At 37.7% G+C, this 15,948-nt stretch carries 13 protein-coding genes; 12 read left to right on the top strand and 1 reads right to left on the bottom strand.

Annotation, left to right across the window (positions count from 1 at the left end; translation table 11 throughout):
- Nucleotides 1-141: 141 nt before the first annotated feature.
- The 10 genes from GCWU000282_RS09430 to GCWU000282_RS09385 all read left to right on the top strand — a co-directional run bounded on the left by GCWU000282_RS09430 (nt 142) and on the right by GCWU000282_RS09385 (nt 12,729).
- A complete protein-coding gene (locus GCWU000282_RS09430) occupies nt 142-759 on the top strand; it encodes a hypothetical protein (protein WP_023354871.1) in 618 nt (205 codons plus the stop codon).
- 56 nt (nt 760-815) lie between these two features.
- Complete coding sequence (gene tkt, locus GCWU000282_RS09425; RefSeq protein ID WP_023354870.1) at nt 816-2,801, top strand: transketolase; 1,986 nt, start codon at nt 816-818, stop codon at nt 2,799-2,801.
- 54 nt (nt 2,802-2,855) lie between these two features.
- The gene (locus GCWU000282_RS09420; protein WP_023354869.1) at nt 2,856-3,272 is read left to right on the top strand and encodes a peptide deformylase; all 417 of its coding nucleotides are present in this window, start codon (nt 2,856-2,858) and stop codon (nt 3,270-3,272) included.
- A gap of 101 nt (nt 3,273-3,373) precedes the next feature.
- Nucleotides 3,374-4,738: a magnesium transporter gene (gene mgtE / locus GCWU000282_RS09415; protein WP_023354868.1), complete on the top strand. Its 1,365-nt coding sequence runs from the start codon at nt 3,374-3,376 to the stop codon at nt 4,736-4,738.
- 18 nt (nt 4,739-4,756) lie between these two features.
- On the top strand, nt 4,757-6,169 hold the full coding sequence (gene pyk, locus GCWU000282_RS09410; RefSeq protein WP_023354867.1) for a pyruvate kinase: 1,413 nt from the start codon (nt 4,757-4,759) through the stop codon (nt 6,167-6,169).
- 38 nt (nt 6,170-6,207) lie between these two features.
- Nucleotides 6,208-8,340: a diguanylate cyclase domain-containing protein gene (locus tag GCWU000282_RS09405; RefSeq protein ID WP_023354866.1), complete on the top strand. Its 2,133-nt coding sequence runs from the start codon at nt 6,208-6,210 to the stop codon at nt 8,338-8,340.
- Complete coding sequence (locus tag GCWU000282_RS09400; RefSeq protein ID WP_035040172.1) at nt 8,340-10,997, top strand: CDP-glycerol glycerophosphotransferase family protein; 2,658 nt, start codon at nt 8,340-8,342, stop codon at nt 10,995-10,997. The genes GCWU000282_RS09405 and GCWU000282_RS09400 overlap by 1 nt, the downstream gene beginning before the upstream one ends.
- On the top strand, nt 10,994-11,383 hold the full coding sequence (gene tagD / locus GCWU000282_RS09395) for a glycerol-3-phosphate cytidylyltransferase (protein ID WP_023354864.1): 390 nt from the start codon (nt 10,994-10,996) through the stop codon (nt 11,381-11,383). Before GCWU000282_RS09400 ends, tagD begins: the two co-directional genes overlap by 4 nt.
- A 111-nt stretch (nt 11,384-11,494) precedes the next feature.
- Entirely contained in the window at nt 11,495-12,178 is a 684-nt protein-coding gene (locus GCWU000282_RS09390; RefSeq protein ID WP_051384178.1) for a flavin reductase family protein, read from the top strand.
- A 50-nt stretch (nt 12,179-12,228) separates the two neighbouring features.
- Nucleotides 12,229-12,729, top strand: a complete 501-nt coding sequence (locus GCWU000282_RS09385; protein WP_023354862.1) for a shikimate kinase — start codon at nt 12,229-12,231, stop codon at nt 12,727-12,729.
- Here the strand turns inward: GCWU000282_RS09385 and GCWU000282_RS09380 are convergent.
- A complete protein-coding gene (locus GCWU000282_RS09380) occupies nt 12,719-13,147 on the bottom strand; it encodes a type II toxin-antitoxin system HicB family antitoxin (RefSeq protein WP_023354861.1) in 429 nt (142 codons plus the stop codon). The genes GCWU000282_RS09385 and GCWU000282_RS09380 overlap by 11 nt on opposite strands.
- A 343-nt stretch (nt 13,148-13,490) precedes the next feature.
- Between GCWU000282_RS09380 and GCWU000282_RS09375 the strand changes: the two genes are divergently transcribed.
- Together GCWU000282_RS09375 and GCWU000282_RS09370 are read left to right on the top strand one after the other, a co-directional pair.
- Nucleotides 13,491-14,282 carry an ABC transporter ATP-binding protein gene (locus tag GCWU000282_RS09375; RefSeq protein WP_023354860.1) on the top strand — a complete coding sequence of 264 codons (792 nt, stop codon included), beginning with the start codon at nt 13,491-13,493 and terminating at the stop codon, nt 14,280-14,282.
- Nucleotides 14,272-15,942 carry a hypothetical protein gene (locus tag GCWU000282_RS09370; protein ID WP_023354859.1) on the top strand — a complete coding sequence of 557 codons (1,671 nt, stop codon included), beginning with the start codon at nt 14,272-14,274 and terminating at the stop codon, nt 15,940-15,942. Before GCWU000282_RS09375 ends, GCWU000282_RS09370 begins: the two co-directional genes overlap by 11 nt.
- Nucleotides 15,943-15,948 lie beyond the last annotated feature (6 nt).

Genomic DNA, 15,948 nt, shown 5'->3' with positions numbered 1-15,948 from the left:
TTTTTATATTATAAGGCAAAAAACAGGTTATAGCAAGGTTTTTTGCTGAGAGATGGTTTAACTATTGATAAGTATGCTGAGAATGTGGTAAACTAGCTTCATGTGAAAACTTAAAATAGAAAGCATAAAGGCGGCATAAATATGATAAAATTAGAGAGAACTTCTGTACTTAACCTTGAAAACGCTATGAGGGGTGCAAGGAACCCTATGAATTCATGGGCAAGGACAGACAGTTATTATGATGAAGACAGAAATTATGTATTAGGACCGAATGATCTTGACCTTGCAAAGAGACTTGCCAAGGCGGGACCTGACCATAGAAAGTTTATCAGGCAGATATTTGTATCGGTTGATATAACTGCACCACTTTACTGGTGGAAGGAGTATGATACCTACAAGGTAGCAACTGTAGCAAATTCTACAAGCACAATGCATAAGATACACAGCAAGGCTTTTGAAGAGGAAGATTTCTCAACCGACCATATGACAGAGGAGACAAAGAAACATTTTCTTGACTTTGTAGCTTATATGGAAGAAGTCAGAAAGAAATTTGTGGAGACTAAGGATAAGGCCTGCTGGTATGACCTTATACAGATGCTTCCGTCAAGTTATAACCAGCTCAGAACCTGTACATTAAACTATGAGACCTTGTCCAATATTTATTATGCGAGAAAGGCTCATAAGCTTCAAGAATGGCATACACTTTGTGATTGGATTAAGACACTTCCTTATGCAGAGGATATAATTATCAACAGATAAAATTAAGATACAAGATAACTAAAGCTCTTTAACAATAATATTTTAGGAGGGAAACAATGAGTAATAATATTGAAAATATGTCAGTAAACGCAATCAGAGTATTGGCCGCAGATGCGGTACAGAAGGCAAATTCGGGACATCCCGGACTTCCGCTCGGAGCGGCGGCCATCGGTTATGAGCTTTGGGCTAATCACATGAACCATAACCCAAAGAATCCTTATTGGGACAACAGAGACAGATTTATTCTTTCGGGCGGACATGGCTCAACCCTTCTTTACTCATTGCTTCATCTTTTCGGATACGGACTTACTCTTGAGGATATGAAGAATTTTCGCCAGTGGGGTTCTAAGACTCCCGGACATCCTGAGTATGGTGTTACTACAGGTGTAGAAGCTTCAACCGGCCCTCTCGGAGCGGGTATGGCTATGGCAGTGGGTATGGCTATGGCTGAGACGCATCTTGCGGCTAAGTTTAACAAGGAAGGATACCCTATAGTTGACCACTATACCTATGTACTTGGCGGAGACGGCTGTATGATGGAAGGTATCAATTATGAGGCCTTTTCTCTTGCAGGCACACTTAAATTAAATAAACTCATTGTGCTTTATGATTCAAATAAAATTTCCATAGAAGGAAATACGGATATTGCCTTTACAGAGGATGTTCCGGCGAGATTTAAGGCTATGGGATTCCAGGTGCTTGAGGTTAAAGACGGTAATGACCTTGCCGAAATAGGTAAAGCAATAGAAGAAGCAAAGGCAAATAAAGAACAGCCTTCATTTATTAAGATTAATACCAAGATTGGCTTTAGTTCGCCTAAGGAGGGCTCGGCAGATGTACATGGTGCTCCTCTCGGTGCAGATAACATAATAGCTATGAAGAAAAAGCTCGGCTGGCCAAGTGAAGAGCCTTTCTTTGTGCCTGAAGAAGTATATGAGAACTATAAGGCAAAGGCAGAGAGTCTTGCGAAGAAAGAAGAAGAGTGGAAGTGTCTTTTTAAGGAATATTGTGAGAAATTCCCTGAGATGAAGGTACTTTGGGATGAATTTAAGGATGAAAATAAGGCATTAAATTTACTGGATGATGAGGACTTCTGGAGCTATGAGGATAAGGCTGATGCAACCAGAAACCTTTCAGGTAAGGTATTAAATAAGCTTTCAGCAAAACTACCTACACTTTTCGGAGGTTCTGCTGACCTTGCTCCGTCTAACAAGAGCTATGTAAACGGAGCCGGAGATTATTCAGCAGAAAATTATGCAGGAAGAAATGTACATTTTGGCGTAAGAGAGCTTGCAATGACAGGTATTGGTAACGGTCTTGTACTACATGGACTTAAAGCCTATGTATCTACCTTCTTTGTATTCAGCGATTATGTAAAGCCTATGGCAAGACTGGCTTCACTTATGGAGATACCTCTTACTTTTGTACTTACGCATGATTCTATCGGAGTAGGAGAGGACGGACCTACACATGAACCTATAGAACAGCTTGCAGAGTTTAGGGCTATGCCTAACTTCAATGTATTCCGCCCTGCTGATGCCACAGAGACTATTGCAGCCTGGTACAGTGCGGTTACATCCGAGGAAACACCTACTGCCCTTGTGCTTACAAGACAGAATCTTCCTCAGCTTGCAGGTTCTTCTAAAAAAGCGCTTAAAGGTGGCTATGTAATAGCTGATTCTTCTAAAGAGACACCGGATGCAATCCTTATTGCAAGCGGTTCAGAGGTAAGCCTTTCCATAGAGGCTAAGGAAATGCTGGCTAAAGAAGGAGTGGATGTAAGAGTGGTATCCATGCCTTGTATGGATATATTTGAGAAACAGTCTGATGAATATAAAGAAAAGGTACTTCCAAAGACTGTAAGAGCAAGAGTTGCAGTTGAGGCACTTTCAGAATTTGGCTGGGGCAAGTATGTGGGACTTGACGGTAAGACAGTCTGCCTTGACAGATTTGGGGCATCCGCACCTGCCGATGTGCTGTTTAAGGAATTTGGATTTACGGTAGAAAATGTTGTTAAGGCTGTAAAAGAAGTAATTAAGTAAGAATTAAAAAATTGTTAATGCTGTATTAAATAAAATAAAAAGGACAGAGAACTTATGGTAAGGGAATTAGTTAAAGATCAGTTTTTTTTAAGACTTAAGTCGGAGCCTGTTACGAAAGATGACATGGCTGTAGTAGAGGATTTAAAAGACACCTTAAAGGCATATGCAGATGAGTGTGTAGGTATGTCAGCCAATATGATAGGTATAAATAAGGCGGTTATAGCCATACAGCCTGAAAATAGCGATGTAATGACAGTTATGCTTAATCCTAAGATAATTAAAAAGAGCGGGGCTTATGAGACTGAGGAAGGTTGTATGTGCCTTGAAGGAGAGAGAAAGGCTGTCAGACACAGAAATATTACTCTCGAATATTTTGATGAGGATTTTAAGAAACACATCAAACTTTACAGTGGATATATTGCAGAGATAATTGAGCATGAATGTGACCACCTTGAGGGAATCATCATCTAATGACACAGGAGCAGCAAGGATAAATCTTTATACAAGATGTTGCCGTATAAAGATTTATATTATGCGCCAACAATATGAATAACCGGAAGGAGGCATAAGTTGTGGATGATATTTTAGAAGAAAACTATAGGGAAGAACTTGAAAAACTGCTTCTAAATAAAGAATACAGAGCCCTTAGAAAAAAGATGGAAGACATGAACGTGGTTGACATCGCCTTTGTAATGGATGAGATGGAGGATGAAGAATCGTTAAAGCTTTTCAGAATTTTACCGAAAGATATGGCAGCGGATGTATTTGCCAATCTTGAAATCGATGACCAGCAATACATAATTTCATCCCTGTCAGATACTGAGGCTTCACATATTATAGAAAATCTTATGGCGGATGATGCTGTTGACCTCTTGGAAGAAATGCCTGCCAACGTGGTAAAAAAGCTGCTTGCAAATGCAAGTCCTGAAACAAGAGCAGACATAAATCACCTTCTTCGCTATCCTGAGGACAGTGCCGGAAGTATAATGACGGTCGAGTTTGTAGATCTTAGAGAACAGATGACTGTTGAGGATGCTATTGTCAGGATAAGACGCAGAGGACTTGACTCCGAAACGGTAAATATCTGTTATGTGGTAGACAATCAGCGTATCTTAAAAGGTACAGTAGCTCTCAGATATTTGCTTTTAAGGGAGCCAGACGAGCTGATCGGTGACATTATGAACACCAAGGTAATCAGCATAAATACACAGACAGACCAGGAAGAAGCCGCTCTTACCATTCAGAAATACGGATTTACAGCGATGCCTGTAGTAGATAATGAAAACAGAATGGTTGGAATCATTACTGTGGATGACGTAGTGGATATCTTGCAGGAAGAGGCTACAGAGGATATTGAAAAGATGGCGGCGATTTTGCCTACTGATAAGCCATATTTCAAGATGACTACCTTTGAGACCTATAAGAAGAGGATGCCTTGGCTTCTTCTACTTATGATATCTGCAACATTTACAGGTGCAATTATAACAAGCTATGAGGAGGCACTTGCCTCCTATGTAATTCTCACAGCCTACATCCCTATGCTTATGGATACAGGCGGAAATGCAGGTTCACAGTCAAGTGTTTCAGTCATACGTGGACTTTCGCTTGGAGAAATAGAGTTTAAAGAGATATTTAAGGTAATATGGAAAGAACTAAGGGTTGCGGCTCTTTGTGGAATAACCCTTTCATCTGCTAATTTTGTAAAATTGCTTCTGGTGGACAAACTTGCCCTTCCGGTAGCTTTTGTAATCTGTGTAACTCTTATAGCAGTTGTAGTATTTTCCAAATTTATCGGTTGTGTGCTTCCTTTGATAGCTGAAAGGATAGGATTTGACCCTGCGGTTATGGCAAGCCCGTTGATTACAACCATTGTAGATGCAGTATCTTTGATTGTGTACTTTACGATTGCGGTTGCAGTACTTCATATTAGTGTATAAAAGAAAGAGAGGAAGGGTATGCGTAAGACTAAGATAATTTGTACTATAGGACCTGCAAGTGAAAGTGAAGATATGATTAGGGAACTTTGTAAGGCAGGAATGAATGTAGCCAGACTTAATTTTTCGCATGGCAGCCATGAGGAGCATAAAGCCAGAGTTGAGAAAATTAAGAAGATACGTACTGAGTTAGACCTTCCTATAGCAATCATGCTTGACACCAAGGGACCTGAGTACAGAATAGGTGTATTTGAAAACGGCAAAGCAGAGCTTCATGAAGGTGATAAATTTACCTTTACCACCAATGAGATAATAGGAGATAACACAAAGGTTTCGGTAAGCTATAAGAACCTTGCAAAAGAGCTTAATATAGGCGATACCGTTCTCGTAAATAACGGGCTTATTGAGTTAAGGGTGGTAAATACCACAGCAGAAGAGATAGAATGTGAAGTAATTATAGGCGGTATTATTTCGGACAGAAAGAGTATGGCTTTTCCGGGAAAACATATACATCAGAAATACCTTTCTGACAAGGATAAAGAAGATTTGCTCTTTGCAATAGAAAATGATTTGGACTTTATTGCCTGCTCATTTGTATCTGTAAAAGAGGATCTTGAGGCAGTACACGAATTTCTGGATGCAAACGGTGGCAGTGACATCAGCCTTATTGCTAAAATTGAAAATCAGTCAGGTTATGATAACATAGAGGAGATATGTGAACTTTGCAGCGGAATTATGGTTGCAAGAGGAGACATGGGAGTGGAGATACCTTTTGAAAGACTTCCTGCTATCCAAAAAGACCTCATAACCAAGTGCAGACTTCTCGGAAGAAGGGTAATTACAGCAACTGAGATGCTTGAGTCAATGATAAATAATCCGCGTCCTACCAGGGCAGAAGCTTCCGATGTAGCTAATGCGGTTTATGACGGAACCTCTGCGATTATGCTTTCAGGAGAAACGGCAGCAGGACATTATCCTATACAGGCAGTAGCTACCATGGCTAAAATTGCTGAAAATACAGAAGAAAACATTAATTATAAAAAGAGATTTTATAACAGTGATTTCTATATTAAAAATGAGCCTGATGCCATTTCACATGCGACCTGCGGTATGGCTATAGATATAGATGCAAAGGCAATTGTAGTCTGCACTATTTCGGGTATTACAGCCCGCCTTGTATCAAGATTCAGAGGACCTGTGGATATAATCGGACTTACCACAGATGAGAAGACCTGGAGAAAGCTTGCACTTTCCTGGGGTGTGACTCCTAAGATGTGTGAAAGATTTGAATCAACTGATGTACTGTTCTATTCGGCAAAAAAGGTAGCTCAGGATACGCTTGAGCTTCAAAAGGGAGATAAACTTGTGATAACAGGAGGAATTGCCAACGGAGTTTCGGGAAGTACAAACCTGATTAAAGTAGAAAATATATAAAAGGTTATGTTATCCTTTTATATGGAGAAGAATATTATATGGAACAAGTCGTAAAACTTATATCTAAACTAGCGGTTGTTATAGTACTTTTGCTTGTTTCGGTAGTTTTTGAGGAATATTTTATATCTGCCACAAAACCCAAGGGCACATCTATGCCGGATGATGCTATACAAGAAACAAAAAATGAAAGAATTATGAAAAGCCTTATTATTCAGCTTGTACAAGGTCTGCTATTTAGTTTATTTATATATATGGACAGCAATACAGAGCCTATAGGGCTTAAAGAGTACGGAATTGTATATGATTCAAGAGAGATAGTATTAAATCTTTCGGTTATATATGGACCTCTGACAGTTACTATTACAGCTTTTGCAACTGTTGTTATAAGGTCTATAAACCCGATGGGAAACGCGGAAATCCCGGTTATAGGGATAATATTGGCCTTTATCCTCGAAATGTTGGTTCTATGTTATTTAAAAATAAGAAAAAGAAATATGAACACGAAAAGTTTTTCTCTTATAGCTTTTGCGACAGGTTTAGGAGGTAGTGCCTGTATTCTCATAATGGTAGGAGAAAAATGGGAGAAATATTTACTGCCAATGGTTATATTGGTGTTTGTATATCCGATACTTGCAATATCAGCCTACAAGATAATAGAATCAATAAGAAACAGTAACAGACTTGTTACCGAACTCTATAAAAGTGAAGAAAAGTTCAATAAAATGAATGCTGAGCTTGGCAGAAGATTAGAAGAATTAAGAGAGAATGAAATACACTTTAAAACAATGTTTTATTATTCAAGCGAAGCTATTTTTCTTATTAAAAATAATAAGATAGTTGATATTAATGAAGCGGGTATGGAAATGCTTGGTTATCGTAGGAAGAAAGAAATAATCGGCATGAAATTTTCATCCCATGTTGTGGAGATAAGACCTTTTGAGAATAAGGGAAGAGTACAGATAGAGACGCTTTTTGCAAGAGTTGAAAAGGGAGAAACTATAAGCACGGAAATAAAGATAGCTACCAGAAAGTTTGCGACTTTACTTATAGAAGCCTTTATGATAAAGCTCAAAACTCCCACTGATGAATATATCTACCTGTCTGCCAGAGATATAAGTTTAAGAAAGACACGTGAAAAGGAAATACTTCACAAAGCAAGATATGATGAGATTACCAATGTAGCAAACAGGAAATACTTTAATGAGGTTATCAAGAAGCGGCTGTCAAATCCTGAAAATTACCCGGTATGTTACCTTATGGCGGATGTAAACGGTCTTAAACTTGCAAATGATGTTTTCGGACATGCCAAAGGTGATGAACTTATTATTAAAATTTCATCAGTACTTAAGAGCTGTTGCAGAAGCAATGATATAGTGGCAAGAATAGGCGGAGATGAGTTTGCAATTTTCTTAACCAATACAGATGAAAAGACGGCAGAAAGTTTAGTGGATAGAATTAACAGAAAACTTGATGCTGAAACATATGATTCCGTAAAGCCATCGGCTTCTATAGGATATGCCGTAAAGGAAACTCTGTTTGATAAAGTCGGATTTGATGAAATAATTAAGAAAGCAGATGAAATGATGTATGAGAATAAATCTGCTTCAAGAGAGAAAAACAGAAAAATCTTCCTTGATAATATGGTTGATAAGTTATATGAAATGTGTCCCGAAGAAGAGGTAACGAGCAGTAACCTTAAAATTTTACTGGAAAAATTTAAGGGAATATATGCTGTGGAAACTAATGTAGAAAAGAAATTAGATAAGCTTATCTCGTATATAAATATAGGAAAGCTTATAACCCCAAGAATTGACTGGGATATGAAAGGCAAAAACATGCATACTCTCAGATTTTCAGGTAAACTTCTTGAAAATACTGCCGTAATCTTAAATATTATAAGCAAAACAGAAGATAATATAATTTCATCGGAAGAGTTATATTTAATTAATGAAAACTGGGATGGAACAGGCAAAAAGTATGGTGCTGCAGGTGAGGAGATACCGCTTGCAATCAGGATATTTAAGCTGATTTATGATATTTACTTTCTGAAAAGACATAGGGAAATTGTGGGTGTACTTACCAATGACGAAATAATTGCATTAATAAGGTCGGAGAGTGGAAAGAGGTACGATCCTGAGCTTTGTAAATGCAGATTGGAGGAGATTCTGTAATGAAGATTAAAGAGGTATTGACTGCCATTAAAAAAGGTGGAATCATACCTTATTCGAAAAGCATTTATAGAAAAAAGAAAAAAGAAATAACAAAAAAACTGCTTGAAAACTCTAAAATCCTGATGATTGACCTCAACTTGAAACCTCAGCTGATAAATAGAGAGTTAAAAAAAACCAAAGCAGAGTTTATAGCTTTTTATGATACAAATGCTGTCTTTGAAGATGAGTATTTTGTAAAATTAAGAGATGAGCTTAAAAAAAATCCCGGTATAGGTTATGCTTCGGGAAGAATAATTGCACGTAATGGGAAACCGCTCGCTCACTTTGAAAAGATTAAAGATGACATTTATAAGTATGATGTATCAAAGGAAGTGGAAAGTGCTCCGATTTTAGTCGGAACATTGTGCCGCACACATATAATTAAAAACAATTTACTTAGCTTTAATGAAGAGCTCGCCTATTGTAAGGCTGAGCTCTTTGCAACAAAATACCTGGAGAAGTCATCTAAGGGTCTTGTTGTAAGTAATATGAGATATACTACGGGCAGAGGACTTGATGAAAGTTCACCTAAAATGGGTCAGAGCCATAACAAAGACTGGTATTTTTCAACTACAAAGGGATATCTGGCTAATCTTATAAATGATGGCAAGTTATCCAAAATAGCACAGTTTGGCTTCTTATACCTTAGCTGTACAAGATTTCTTTCAAATAAAAATGAACATGTAAAGCTTGTATTTGACAGTGATGAAGAAAGGGAAGAGTATCTTTCTGAAGTCGGAAAAGGAATGGAGCTGGTCAGTGATGAGATTCTCTTTATGCGTTCCAATGCACTTAAATTGGACAGAAATTTGAGAAGATATTTTGCTATGCTAAGAAATCCAGATAAAGAGTTGGAACTTGAGTACACAAGGCTCGGCAGTAAGGGTGTAATAAGGCTTAAAGATTCAAAATACGGCATAGTAAATGAAATAAGCGGGTTACGTCCGCTGATTAATACTTTGGAGTATAGAAAAGAACAGGGTAAACAGGGGCTGTTTATAAAGTTCAGTCTGCCGGATTATTTACCTTGGGATGAATGTAAATTTAGATTTGTAAATAATTATAACGGGGAGATTTCAGAGCATAAGGCAGAAAAAACTACCGAACTTGCAGCTATAACTACATTTTTTGACAAAGAAATATTCAGAAGAGATGCTTATGAATGTTTTATTCCGCTAAATAATGCAGAAGCACAGGAAATTTCACTGCATCTGTCAATCTTTGGAGATGATTATGAGACTAAGCTTTTCTTTGAAGATAACTGGCAGAGCAAGTTAGAGGATGAAAATGAGATTAAATACTGGTATTTTGCCGGACATATTGCAAGACTTAAGGAGAATGCCATCCTTATAACCAAGGCAGATGATGAAGCAAGGGGAAGGGCAGAAGATGCTTATATTAAGTATATAGAGGATAAATTTGAAGCAACACCTTCTGACTCAAAGGATAAAGAAGAACTTTCTCTTGTGCTTAAATGGAGAAAGGCATATATGAAAGCCTTGCCGGAAATGAAAAACAGGCGTATCTGGGTATATTATGACAAGAGTTATAAGGCGGGAGATAACGGAGAATATGCGATAAAATATGCGGTTACTCAGGATGACGGAATTGAGAAGGTATATTTTATCGAAAAATATTCCAAAGATGGAGAGCGTCTTATAAAAGAAGGCTACAAGGTAGTGGAACCGGGCAGTGATGAAGGGGCATTCTATGCTTTGTTTGCCGAAGTAATATTTATGACACATATACCGCCGTTTTTAAAGCTGGGATTCAAAAAGGATAAGTTGATATACTTCAGGGATTTATTGAGTCCTAAGATAATAAGAATGTATCATGGTTATCCTATAACAAGAAGTTCCTCTTATGCTCAGATGGGAAGTAATGCGGCTGCAGTAGTGGTGGCTTCTAATTATGAAAGAGAGCTTTATACAAATGAGGATAACTGCTTTAAGGACGAGCAGATTATACCTTCAGGCAATCCAAGATATGATGACCTTGTAGATGACAGCAAAAATCAGATACTGATTGCACCTACCTGGAGACCGGCTCTGGTCGGGAAGACTGCACCAAACGGGAAAACCGAATACAATCCTAAGTTTAAGGAAAGCAGTTTTTACCGGCTTTACAATAAGGTTCTGACTGATGAAAAGCTGCTGAGTGTCGCAAGAAGGAAGGGTTATAAGATAAAACTCTTCTTCCATCCTAAATTTGAGGCTCAGACTGTGGATTTTGAGACTACAGATGTAGTAGAGGCGCTCAGTCCGACAGAAGACATGGACTATGTAACCATAATGAAACAGAGCAATCTCATGGTAACTGATTTTAGCAGTGTGCAGTATGACTTTGCCTATATGAGAAAGCCTGTGGTATATTATCAGGATACTGTACTTCCTTATTGGCGAATAACCAATTTTGACTATGAAAACATAGGCTTCGGAGAGATATGCAAGTCGGCTGATGAGCTTATAGATGTACTTTGCGGTTATATAGAAAATGATTGCAGGCTTAAAGAGGAATATAAAGGCAGATATGAAAGTTTCTTTGTGCAAAGTGACCGCCAGTCAGGCAAGAGGCTTTATGAGGCAGTAAGAAAGCTTACGGAAGGAGAAGGAAAATGAAGAGGGTAATCACATACGGAACTTTTGATTTGCTTCACTATGGGCATGTCAATATCTTAAGAAGAGCAAAGGAATATGGAGATTATCTCATAGTTGCCATCTCTACAGACGAATTTAACTGGAATGAGAAACAGAAAAAATGCTATTTTTCTTATGAGCAGAGAAAGCAGCTTGTAGAGTCAATCCGCTATGTAGACCTTGTTATTCCTGAGGAAAGCTGGGAGCAGAAGATAGAGGATGTGAAACTGTACAAGGTAGATACCTTTGTTATGGGTGATGACTGGAAGGGAAAATTTGATTTCCTGAAAGAATATTGTGAAGTGGTCTACCTTCCGAGAACACCGGAAATATCTACCACCCAGATAAAAAATGATTTGCAGAAATAGGTATTAAAAAGGAAACTTATGGTTGAAAAAAAGAAACAGGCTGTTAAAAAGAAAAAAATAAATTCAGATAAGAAAAACAAAGCAGATAAAATATCCTGGAAGGCAGGAAATATGCTCTACCCTCTGCCTGCGGTTATGGTAAGCCTTACCGATAAAACCGGAAACAGCAATATTATAACTCTTGCATGGGCGGGTACTATATGTACCAATCCGCCCATGCTTTCTGTGTCTATAAGACCTGAACGCTATTCTTATGATATTATAAAAGAAACCGGTGAATTTGTGGTAAACATTACTACTAAGGAACTTACTTATGCGACAGACTACTGTGGTGTTAAGTCGGGCAGAGATGTGGATAAGTTTAAGGAAATGAAGCTTACAAAACTGGATTCGGAGAAAATAAAGGCAGTAGCCATTGCGGAAAGCCCTGTAAATATAGAGTGTAAGGTAAGGGAGATAATGGAGCTTGGAAGCCACAGTCTCTTTATAGCTGATGTTGTAAATATAAGGGTGGATGGAAGGCTCTTGGATGAAAAAGGAAGGTTCAACCTTGCCAAGTCTGAGCTTATAGCCTATTCACATGGAAAATATTATGAACTCGGAAAAGAACTGGGGAGTTTCGGGTATTCAATCAGAAAAGAAGGCAAAACCGACAATAAAATGCAAAATACCGCTAAAGAAGTAAGGATAAAGAAGGCTGCCGGACAAAGTGTGAAGAAGAATAAATTGGCGGAAAAACAGCCGAATAACAGTAAGAAATCCAACACAGGCAAACGTATAACAGGCATAAAATAGAGACTATATACAAGTGCTTAAAAGAAAATAATTAGGAGTTGCGGTTAAATATGAAAAATAATATAACATTAATAGGTATGCCGGGAGCAGGGAAAAGCACCGTAGGAGTAGTACTTGCAAAGGTAATGGGTTACAGATTTGTGGACAGTGACCTTGTGATACAGGAGAAAACAGGGAAACTTCTTTCGGAAATTATAGCAGAAAAAGGTACAGAGGGTTTCCTTCAGGTGGAAGATGAAATAAATGCAGGGCTTGACTGTGAGAAATCGGTTATAGCAACCGGCGGCAGTGCAGTGTACTGCAAAAATGCTATGGCACATTTAAAAGAAATCTCAACTGTAGTTTATCTCAAGCTGCCTTATGAAAGGGTAGAAAAAAGGCTTGGCAATCTAAAGGACAGAGGTGTAGCCCTAAAAGACGGTCAAACCTTAAAAGACCTCTATGAAGAACGTTGTCCGCTCTATGAAAAGTACGCAGATGTAGTCGTAGAAGCGGACACAACTTCAGTTGAGGCTTGTATGAGAAAAATTTTGGAAAAGACTATGCATTAATTTTCTGCATTAATGCTTCCTGAAGGGTTTTTGAAAAACTTATACCCATGCTAACAGCCTTATCATTGAGCCATTTAGGAATAATGATAGTTTTTTTAACTGATTTCTCAAAATGTTTTTTAGCATATTCCATAACATCTACAGTTACATAGTTTACAAAACTTTCAGTAAGAGAACAGTCTACAATTTCTAATTCTTTAAAGAAATCTGCTAAAACAATTTTGTCTATAGGTGAAGGTGTAGGAGCAGGCTCATTATCTATCTGCAACCAGTATAAGTAGCTTGCAAGACAATCAATGGCCATAACAATAGCTTCATCTAAAGTATCTCCATAGGTAGCGAGATAGTTTAAATCAGGAAAAATAATGGAATACCCATTTTCTTCTTTAATAAAACATGCAGGATAACTTGACAACATGATAAAACCTCCTTGTAACTTATATTATAATGGTTATATTAAACCGGCTTGTTTAAGAATTGATATTTAAGTAACTTTCGCAATACTTCCAACTTTTTTGCTTTGTATAATATGTATCAATCCGGCTGGTGATATATAGTATATCATTTATATTAATAAAAAACAATACATATAATGCCGGTCTGAAAAAAATGTAAAGAAAATTTCATGAATTATTACTTAATAATTAAATTGTTATGTGATAAAATAGTTCTATTCTTGGAAATATTTTACAATAGCTGCTACAGTTTTTTACACATACAAATATTAACATACTAAAAACAATCACAGAGGGAGAAAACACATGGATACAGTACTCAGACTTACAAATGTAAACAAGAGTTTTGGAGAGCATCATGTCCTTCATGATGTAAGTTTTGAAGCGGGCAGGGGCGAACTTATTGGCTACATCGGTCCAAACGGAAGCGGTAAGTCTACCACTGTAAAACTTATGCTTGGAATTTTGGGAAATTATTCGGGTACAATAGAAGTATTTGGGAAGAATATCGAAGAAGACCTTGTAAGCTACAAGCGTAAGATAGGCTATGTTCCGGAGGTTCTTTCCCTTTATGAAAGCCTTACCGGAGAAGAATATATTTCCTTCCTCTCTTCCGTATATGAGCTTGGTAACTGGCGTGACAGGATGCAGGAGTTAGCCGAGATATTTCAGATAAATGAAGCCCTTACAACCCGTATTTCAGGTTATTCCAAGGGTATGAAGCAAAAGATTGCCATTATAGGAAGCTTGATACATAATCCGGATGTTTTATTTTTGGATGAGCCGCTAAACGGAATGGATACAAACAGTGTGGCTGTATTTAAGGAGGTTCTTAAAACTCTTACAAGACAGGGCAAGACTATATTTTATTCCTCCCATATTATGGAAGTGGTTGAACAGATGAGCAGCAGGGTAATCCTCCTTAAAGACGGGGCTGTAATTGCAGATTCGACAGTTGAGGAGCTTAAAAATAACAGTAACGGCAGTAGCATGGAGGATATTTTCAACAATCTTACAGGTTTTACTTCAGGTCATGACCTAGCAGCCAAGTTTGTAGATACCCTTACTGGAGGTGAGACTATTGAAAGTGAAAAATAGCGAACCGCTTGTATTAAAGATTGTTGATAAATGTGTAAAGCCGTTTTTAAGTAAAGACTTAAACTACAATCAAATCAGGGAAATGCTCAAATTAAAGCTTATCATGGACAGCAGAAGGATACCGATAGGCACACAGAAAAATGCAGAGAAATTAAAAAAAGAGCCCAGAAGGTCAATGCTCTTAACCTGCCTTGTTTATATGTTTATAGGTGCTTTCATAGCGGCGATGCAGTCTATGCCAAATATATTCGGAGCAAATATGCTGGGATTTTCTATGCTTATTTTTATGTTGTTTTCAGCATATATAAGCGAATATTCTGCGGTACTTTTGGATACGACAGAAAAATCATTTTACGGAGCACTCCCGATAGGGCATAATGAAATAAACACGGCCAAAAATATACATATAGCCTACTATATAGGAACTATTGCATTTTCTATGATGTTGCCTTCTATGATTGCAGCCTTTGTTTTTCATGGACCCTTATATGGTTTGTCATTTGTGGTAATGTCCGTGGTTATTACTGTATTTTGTCTCCATTTGGCAGGAACCATCTATTTTTTGTTGCTAAAGGTATTTTCGGGAGAGAAGCTTAAAGATATACTCAGCGGCTTTCAGATATTTATGACGATAGCTATGGTGCTTGCGTATCAGATTGTTCCAAGAGTGATAAACTTTGCTGAGTTTGCAAAGGCAGAGCTGACCTTCTCTCCTTTCTTTGTTATTCTGCCACCTGCCTGGTTTGCTGCCATATTAGCTGTGTTTTTTGCAGCCACATCGGCAGGATACTACTATATACTTGCAGGAATGGCTGTAGGAGCTATAATTCTGCTTGAAGTTGTATACAATAAAAAAGTAATGCCTGAGTTTGAAGGTGAACTTGACAAGCTGACAGAGACGGCAAAAGAGAATAAATCCCTCTCCGCTTTTTCTACGTTTATATGTAAGGTACTGTCAAAGGATAAACAGGAAAATGCTTTTATGAAGCTCGTACTCATACAGATTTCAAGAAACAGAGATATAAAGCTAAAGATCTATCCGCAGCTTACCAATATGATTATATTACCTGTGATAATATTGCTGTCACAGCTTCCGAGGGTTGGCAACTTTGAGGGGCTTATAACAACCATAAGAGAGGGCAGATGGACTATTGCTCTTCTTTATTCGGTCGGACTGACATCGTCGGTTATTTATAAGATTATAAGCCAGTCTGACAATAAGGAAAGCCTGTTATTTTATCAGGTACTGCCTATAGAGAATCTCAGTAAGTGCATAAGGGCGGGAATTAAAGTTGTCCTCTTCCACTATATCACTCCTGTATTTATGATTTTATCGGCAATATTTTTTGTCATTTGCGGAATAAAAGTCCTTCCGGATATAGTTTTAGCTTATATTGCCTTTATATTTATCACAAGCTTTGAAATACGTATAAGCGGTTGGGTATTACCGTTTTCGACGGAGATTGTCACCAGTAACGCAGGTTACAATATGCTTATGTTCCTTATAAATATGATTCTTTTGGGTGGAGCCGGCTTTATACATGCCTTTTTCTTAAAATCAATTTCGTCGCAGATTTTAGGAATTGCTGTTATGATAGCAGCTAATTTAGTATTATGGAAATTGTTTATGAATAAGAAATATGTTATTGCAAGAGAGTAATTGTGT

This window comes from Catonella morbi ATCC 51271, from assembly GCF_000160035.2.
Lineage (GTDB): Bacteria > Bacillota > Clostridia > Lachnospirales > Lachnospiraceae > Catonella > Catonella morbi.
The sequence above is the reverse complement of the archived record's forward strand: the minus strand, read 5'-3'. Positions and strand labels throughout refer to the sequence as shown.

Bases quoted from the DNA above. Each gene is read 5' to 3' on its own strand.
- tagD (WP_023354864.1), top strand. From the start codon at position 10,994: ATGAAGAGGGTAATCACATACGGAACTTTTGATTTGCTTCACTATGGG.
- pyk (WP_023354867.1), top strand. From the start codon at position 4,757: ATGCGTAAGACTAAGATAATTTGTACTATAGGACCTGCAAGTGAAAGT.
- GCWU000282_RS09420 (WP_023354869.1), top strand. From the start codon at position 2,856: ATGGTAAGGGAATTAGTTAAAGATCAGTTTTTTTTAAGACTTAAGTCG.
- GCWU000282_RS09390 (WP_051384178.1), top strand. From the start codon at position 11,495: ATGCTCTACCCTCTGCCTGCGGTTATGGTAAGCCTTACCGATAAAACC.
- GCWU000282_RS09385 (WP_023354862.1), top strand. From the start codon at position 12,229: ATGAAAAATAATATAACATTAATAGGTATGCCGGGAGCAGGGAAAAGC.
- GCWU000282_RS09430 (WP_023354871.1), top strand. From the start codon at position 142: ATGATAAAATTAGAGAGAACTTCTGTACTTAACCTTGAAAACGCTATG.
- GCWU000282_RS09375 (WP_023354860.1), top strand. From the start codon at position 13,491: ATGGATACAGTACTCAGACTTACAAATGTAAACAAGAGTTTTGGAGAG.
- GCWU000282_RS09405 (WP_023354866.1), top strand. From the start codon at position 6,208: ATGGAACAAGTCGTAAAACTTATATCTAAACTAGCGGTTGTTATAGTA.
- tkt (WP_023354870.1), top strand. From the start codon at position 816: ATGAGTAATAATATTGAAAATATGTCAGTAAACGCAATCAGAGTATTG.
- GCWU000282_RS09380 (WP_023354861.1), bottom strand. From the start codon at position 13,147: ATGTTGTCAAGTTATCCTGCATGTTTTATTAAAGAAGAAAATGGGTAT.
- GCWU000282_RS09400 (WP_035040172.1), top strand. From the start codon at position 8,340: ATGAAGATTAAAGAGGTATTGACTGCCATTAAAAAAGGTGGAATCATA.